The sequence below is a fragment of the Zoogloea sp. genome (assembly GCF_017302315.1).
Taxonomy (GTDB): Bacteria; Pseudomonadota; Gammaproteobacteria; order Burkholderiales; family Rhodocyclaceae; genus Zoogloea.
The window spans coordinates 1-6,669 of sequence record NZ_JAFLDT010000131.1; the positions used below are offsets into that span (position 1 = coordinate 1).

General features: G+C 68.5%; 5 protein-coding genes and 1 pseudogene. 2 read left to right on the top strand and 4 right to left on the bottom strand.

Annotated features, from left to right (window positions below; all coding sequences use genetic code 11):
• The 4 genes and pseudogenes from J0L98_RS20740 to J0L98_RS20755 form a co-directional block, all read right to left on the bottom strand.
• Positions 1 to 894 (bottom strand): annotated as a pseudogene (locus tag J0L98_RS20740) (hypothetical protein); the annotation flags it as partial.
• Positions 895 to 918: 24 nt separating this feature from the next.
• On the bottom strand, positions 919 to 1,794 hold the full coding sequence (locus J0L98_RS20745; protein WP_296414049.1) for a hypothetical protein: 876 nt from the start codon (positions 1,792 to 1,794) through the stop codon (positions 919 to 921).
• Between the two features lie 14 nt (positions 1,795 to 1,808).
• Entirely contained in the window at positions 1,809 to 4,430 is a 2,622-nt protein-coding gene (locus J0L98_RS20750; protein ID WP_296414050.1) for a cytochrome c, read from the bottom strand.
• 159 nt (positions 4,431 to 4,589) lie between these two features.
• Positions 4,590 to 5,498, bottom strand: a complete 909-nt coding sequence (locus J0L98_RS20755; RefSeq protein WP_296414052.1) for a LysR family transcriptional regulator — start codon at positions 5,496 to 5,498, stop codon at positions 4,590 to 4,592.
• 102 nt (positions 5,499 to 5,600) lie between these two features.
• Here J0L98_RS20755 and J0L98_RS20760 point away from each other — a divergent pair, with 102 nt between their 5' ends.
• Positions 5,601 to 6,482, top strand: coding sequence for an SDR family oxidoreductase (locus tag J0L98_RS20760; protein ID WP_296414054.1), 882 nt, complete (start codon positions 5,601 to 5,603; stop codon positions 6,480 to 6,482).
• The coding region (locus J0L98_RS20765) for a hypothetical protein (protein ID WP_296414056.1) at positions 6,479 to 6,669 on the top strand (191 nt) is incomplete at its 3' end. The genes J0L98_RS20760 and J0L98_RS20765, both read left to right, overlap by 4 nt.

Below are 6,669 nucleotides of genomic sequence, written 5' to 3' on the forward strand. Positions count from 1 at the left end.
GTCGATGGCGGCGTCGGACGGCAGGCTCAGGCCGTCGGCCAGGCGCAGGCGCAGGGCCGCCTCGAGAAGCCCGGCGCGGCAACGTTGCCCGGCCTGCGCCGGGCCACAGCCCTCCTGCCACAGGCGCTGGGTCAGGGCCAGGCGGTTGGCCCGACGCACGGCGTTGTCGATGGCGTAGGGCATATCCACCCCGCGGGCCGGGGCGATGCCGTAATAGCTGCGTCCCTCGGCCGCCAGGCGGGCGGCAATGGCCGGGTTGGCGTTGGTCTCGTCCCACAGGGCGCGGGAGAAGATGGGCGCCGCGTTGTGGTGACAGGCCATGCAGATGTTGCGGTTGGCGTAATACACCTGCGGCTTGCCGCCGGCCCGGTAGTCCTTGACCAGCTGGAACTCGAAGCGCCCGGCGCCTTCGTTGTAACTGATGACTTCGAGCACCGCGGATTTCTCCAGGTAGCCGATATACAGCCTGTCCTTGAGCAGCCAGGGCGAACCGGGGGCCGGCGGCGCATCCACCGCCACCACCACGCGGGGGAAGCGGAAGTAGTCGGGCGCAGCAGCGCTGCGCTGCAGGGAACGCCCCAGGGGAATCAGCACGGCCTTCAGCGGCGGCAGGGCGCTGGCCGTGTCGCGGGCCAGCTCGGCGTCGATGCGGGCGAGCAGGCGCTCGAAGGGAAAAGGAATGGCGTGGCTACCGCCAGGGGGGGCAAACAGGGCATCGAACAGGGACGCCCCCGCCACGGGCAGGTGTTCGCCAGGCCGGGCCGGGTCGCTCACCCAGGCCGGTCCGGCGGGTGGGTCAGCGGGCAGATGAGCGGACAACTCGGCGGCCCACGCCGACCCCATCGCGACCAACCCGGCCAGCAGCTGGGCCAGCCATGCCAGGCAGCGGCTCATCACGGCGCTCCACCCTGCCGCCCCTCAACCGCCGGCGGCCGCCAGCACCTTGCGGGGCTGGGTGCCGGACCAGCAGTCTTCCTGCACCTGGCCGGTCTTCACGAAGGCGTCGCGCCCCTGCTCGTCCATGGCCTTGTTGTAGAGGGTGAAGTTGAGGGCGAAGGCCTTGTCCAGGTAGGCCCGGCCCAGGTAAAAGCCGGGGCGGATCATGCGGATCTCGTCGCGCACCCGCAGGCCGCGGCGGCCGGCCAGGAAGTCGGGGTTCTCCTGGTAGCCGGCGATCTCGTCGGTGAAGAAGTAGTCGATGATGATGGACTCGCGCCGGGCATCGAGCAGGCTCTGCCCGCAGTAGAGCTTGGCCGGAAAGAGCAGCCAGGTCTCCTTGCCCTCGAAGTTCATCTTGGCCGGGTCGCCCTTCACCAGGCCCATCTTCTTGAGCAGGGAGAGGTCTTCGATGCGGTTCCGCAGCACCCGCTCGTTGCGGTAGAAGACCTTGCCTCGCCACAGGGTCTCGCCCACATCCTCCAGCACCAGGCCCTTCAGGTGGAGGCCCATGCCGGTGAAGCCGCCGACGATCTCCGACAGGCGGAAATTGCCGGTGCCGCCCCGGGGCAGCAGGATCTTGCCGTCGAAGGCGCCATCGGGGATGGGGCCGGCGGTGAGGCGGGCGTAGATCTGGTCGATCTGCTCCTGGTCGAGGGTGGCCAGCCACTCCGGGGTGATGCGGGCGATCTCGGCGGTGGACAGGGGGTGGGCGTAGTCCACCTGGGCCAGGTCCTGCTTGGAGGCGTAGGCCTTGTCCCAGGGGGCGAAGGCGATGTTGGGCTGGGGCACGTCCTTGCTGCAGGCGGCGAGGCCCAGGGCGGCACACAGGGAGAGGGCAAGGTTGCGGGCTGACATGGCGGAGGCTCCTCTCACAGGGTGGCGAGGAAGGCGGTGACGGCCTTCTTGTCGGCTTCGGAAAGATCTTCGCCGAAGCGGTGGCCCTCGTTCTCCACCAGTTGGTCGCAGGTCTGGTAGTGGGCAGCCAGGAAGTCACGCTTCTCGCGCAGGATCTCCACGAAGCGCGCCGGGTTCTTCAGCACGTCGTCGGCGATGGCCTGCAGGGTGGGTACCAGATCCTTCCTGCCGGCGGCCTCCAGCCGGGCCGGGTCGCGCTTGGCCAGGAAGAGATCGCCGATGAGCTGCTTGTGGAGCAGGCCGTTGAGGAAGCCGGCACTCACGCCCATGGGGATCTTCACCTGGCCGAAGCCGCCCAGGGGTTTCTCTGTCTTGCCCTCGACGGGGCGGATGCCCAGGTCGATGAGCAGATCGGCGTTGGTCAGGGTGATCTTGCGGCCCCGTTCGCCCGGGTGCAGCAGCTCGTGCATGGAGCGCTTGTAGAGGTCGAAACGGCCCTCCACGCTGGGGTCGTAACGCAGGCACTCGGGCTGGCTGGCGAGCAGGCGGTTGTCTCCATCGGCGTAGCGGGCGCGGTGAAAGTCGTTGTCCTTGTTGGCGGGCTTGCCGCAGATCTCCGGGCCGATGGCGTTGTTGTGCATGAAGGGTGCGGTGCTCCACACATTCACCAGGGAGATGTTGCGCAGGTAGCCCCGGCCACCGTTCTTGAGGGCTTCGGGCTCGGGGATGTCGGCCACCACGCCGCGGCCACGCAGGCTCTCGGCGCCGTACTCCATGTAGAGGTGGCCGGCCATGTGGTTGGAGTGCAGGGCCCGGCAGCGGAAAGTGCCCACCTCGGTCACCGGCACGGCCTGGTCGTTGCCCAGGAAGTCGGCGCGCACCTTGCGCGGGTGGGCTTCGTTGGGGGCGGCAAAGTCACGGCTCTTGAAGGGGCCACCCTCGGCCTCGGGGATGCTCGAATGGCAGCGCGCGCAGTTGTCGGCAAACACCGCCTGGCCCCGGGCCACGGCGCCCTTGCCGAACTCCTTCTCCAGATCGGCCACCAGGTCGGCGCGGGTATAGGCCGCCGCCGGGCTCTTCGCCTTGCGGGCGTTGGCGCGGGCGGCGTGCAGGTCGGTCTCGTCGGATTCGGCCGAGGCGAAGAAATCCAGGAGGTTCTGCAGGCGGTCTTCCACCGCCCGGAAGCTGGGGCAGTCACGCCGGCACTGGCCCACGTTGAAGGGCGTCTGGCCAAAGCCGCGCTGCTCCGGGTCCACCTGGCGCATGTCGGTGAAGTGGTTGACCCAGCACTGCTCGGCGCAGGAGCCGATGTTGAAGTACACCCGCTGGATGGCCTCGTGGGCACCGGTGGAGTCTTCGCCGCCCTTGAGGATGTGATGCACACCGGGCAGATTGACCTTGGTGCCGCCCAGGAAGACCGGGGTCACGTCGTCATTGCGGGTGCCGAACTGCCAGCACTTGCCCTGGCGGCCGGGCTCGCACCAGCACTTGGCCTCGTCCTTTTCGGCGCCGCACTGGGCCACCTTGCGCCACTTGCTCACCGCCTCGCCCTTGAACACCGGGCGCTGGGCCACGTTGATCAGCGCGTTGATGGTGCCGGGGTTGTTCACCTGGTCGTGGGAGATGGCCGAGGTGTCGGTGACGCCCGGGCGGGCGTGGGCGAACATCTGGTACTCAAGGGCAGTCTTGTGCATGCCGGAGCCGAGCAGTTCGGACATGCGGGTGTATTGATTGCCCACCAGGCCCTTGATGTTCTCCCACTTGGGGTGGGCCGGGTCGGCTGGCGGGTTGAGGGGGTCGAAGGCGATGTGGCAGGAGCCGCAGGAGGTGCCGATCAGGAAGGGTGGCTCTATGGAGGCATCGGCCAGCTTGCTGACCCGGCTGTCGGACTCCAGGCCGGTGACGCTGTCCATCTTGCGGTTGAAGCCGGACCAGCTGGCATTGCCGCCATTCACGGCAGCCCAGCGGGCGGCATCGAAGCGCGGGTTGGGGAACTTGCGGATGCCCAGGGCACCGGTGGAGGTGCCGAAGTTGAGGTCACAGGCGCTGTGGCGCTGGTCGGACTTGCCACCCTGGCTGTGGGGGTCTTCCGGGTCAAGGGCGGCGTCCTTCAGGCCGCAGGCCGGGTCCACGTAGCCGGCCTTGCCCACGTATTTCAGGAGCACGTCGTCACCGGGGCACCAGTCGAAGCCGTAGGTTTCGTCAAGCGACTTCGCCGGGCAGCCGTCGGAGCCCGGGGTGCAGCAGGAGGGGTCGTTGATGATGCCCCAGGCCCAGAAGCGGTCATCGCGCTGGTCGGCGCGCAGCACGCGGAACCAGTCCACCAGTACGCCGACCCGTTGCTGGAAGGTGTAGGTGTGGAAGCGCTCGTTGCCGCCGGTGGCCTTGAACCAGATCAGCCGGCCGACGCATTCCGACTCACTCAGGCCTTCCCGGGCACAGGCTTCCCGGTAGGGCAGGTCCTGGTCCTGGATGCCCGGGTCGGGCACTCCCGCCACCGGCGGCGACAGGGCGACCGGTGCATCGGCCGCGTGGGCCGGTGCGCCAGCGGGCACGGACCCATGCTCGGGGTTGAAGACCAGATAGGCGGAAAGAACAGCAAGAACGGCCACAACGGCCAAGGCAGCGCGCTTCATGGATGCATCCCTCATCACGGACGACTGCATGCCGGCGCCCCCCGCTTCCGTCTGGCGCGTTGTGCGCTCTCGTGGCGAAGGCGGGACTCTCTGTCAGGGCCGGTTATGAGGGTGTTATAGCAAAGATCCCCCACCCCGCAATGCAACATGATTGCCCGATCAGGGCAGACCGGCGTCCCAGTAGGGCGAGGGGCCGATGCGCTCGGCCAGGTAGTCGGCCAGGGCGCGCACCCGGGTGGGCAGGTAGCGATTGCTCGGGAATACCGCATGGATGCCCAGCTCCGGGCCTGGGAAGTCCACCAGCAGCACCTCAAGGAGGCCAGCGCGGATGGCCGGCGCAGCGATGAAGCTGGGCTGGCGCACGATGCCCAGGCCACGCTGGCAGGCATCCAGCAGGGCGTCGCCGCTGTTGGACTGGAGCCGACCCTGCACCGGCACCCACTGCATCTCGCCGTCAACCCGGTAGGGCCAGGTGGCACGGGCGGTGCCGGTGTAGCCCAGGCACTGGTGGGCCGCCAGATCGGCGGGGGTCTGCGGCCGGCCATGGCGGGCCAGATATTCGGGGGAGGCCAGGGTCAGCAGGCGCGAGGTGCTGATGCGCCGGGCCACCTGGGTCGGGTCGAGCTGGGTGGTGATGCGGATGGCCATGTCGAGGCCCGACTCGATGAGATTGACCTGGCGGTCATTGAAGTCGATGTCCAGGTTCACCCCGGGGAAGGTGGTGATGAAGTCGGCCACCAGGGGCGCCAGATGGCGCACGCCGAAACTCACCGGCACGCTGATGCGGATCGGCCCCCGCGGCGTCCGGTCGCCGCCGGACAGATCGCCCTCGGCGGTATCCACCAGCGCCAGGATCTCGCGGCAGCGCTCCAGATAGACCTCGCCCTCGGCAGTGAGCTTGAGACTGCGGGTGCTGCGGGCGATCAGCTTGACGCCCAGGTGCGCCTCCAGGGCGGCAATGCTGCGCGTCACCGCCGAACGAGCCAGGCCCAGCTGCTCGGCAACGGCGGTGAAACTGCCGGCCTCCGCTACGCGGATGAACACCGCCATGCCATCGAGTCGATCCATTGTTTCATATTCAGCAACAAATAATTCCCCATTAAAGGCTATTTCAAGCCGAATCGAAAGCCTAAAGTACGCCCATCGAATTCTTGAACCCAGGAAGCCACCGTGATCCTCGTCACCGGCGCCAACGGCCAGCTTGGCCGGCGCATCGTCCAGCACCTCATCGCCCGCGAGCCTTCGCTGCTCGACGGACGGCTGGGCGTAAGCGTGCGCGACGTGGCCCGGGCCACCGAGCTGGCCCGCCGCGGGGTGATCGTCCGGCGGGCAGACTTTGACCAGCCCGACTCCCTGGCCACCGCCTTTGCCGGTATCCGCCGCCTGGTGCTGGTATCCACCGACGGCCCCGGCGCAGGGCGCAGCGCCAGACACCGCAGGGCCATCAATGCCGCCCTGGCGGCCGGCGTCAGCCACATCCTGTACACCAGCTTTCTGGATGCGGATGCCGACAGCCCGAGCGGCTTCGCCCTCGCCCACCAGGAGACGGAAGCGGCGCTGGCACACAGCGGCGTGGCCCACACCGTGCTGCGCAACACCTTCTACGCCGACGACCTGCGGCAGCTTGCCGAACCGGCCCTGGCCGAAGGCGTGCTGCGCCTGCCTGCTGGCACGGGGCGGGTGAGCCTGGTGTCCCGCGACGAACTGGCCCAGGCCATCGCCGCCGCCGCGCTGGCCCCGCGCCTGGACAAGCGCGTGTATGAACTCACCGGCCAGGCCGCCCTCGGGTATGCCGACATCGCCACCCGCATCGCCCGGGTCAGCGGCCGGCCCCTAGCCTATGAGGCCGTGTCGGTCGAGGCCTACACCGGCAGCCTTGTGGCCCAAGGCGCACCCGGCTGGTTTGCCAGCGCGCTGGCCGAGCTGTTTGTTAGCGTCGCCGCCGGTCGTCTGGCGGCCGTCAGCCATGACTTCGCTGCCCTGGTGGGCCACCCGCCCAAGTCCCTGGACTGCCTGATCCACGAATACTTCGCCCCGAGGAGCCCCGCATGAGCCCCCGTCACCCTGTCCTCTTCGTCTCCCACGGCGCGCCCGACGTGCTGCTCAAGCCCGGTGCCAGCGTGGCCCTGGTCAACGCGCCTGCCAGTCAGGTATTCATGGCTCTGGTCAGCAACACGCCTTACAGCATGCTGGTATCACCAGAGGTGAGCGGCAACGTGACGGTACGCCTGAAAAACGT

Bases quoted from the DNA above. Each gene is read 5' to 3' on its own strand.
- J0L98_RS20755 (WP_296414052.1), bottom strand. From the start codon at position 5,498: ATGGATCGACTCGATGGCATGGCGGTGTTCATCCGCGTAGCGGAGGCC.
- J0L98_RS20750 (WP_296414050.1), bottom strand. From the start codon at position 4,430: ATGAAGCGCGCTGCCTTGGCCGTTGTGGCCGTTCTTGCTGTTCTTTCC.
- J0L98_RS20745 (WP_296414049.1), bottom strand. From the start codon at position 1,794: ATGTCAGCCCGCAACCTTGCCCTCTCCCTGTGTGCCGCCCTGGGCCTC.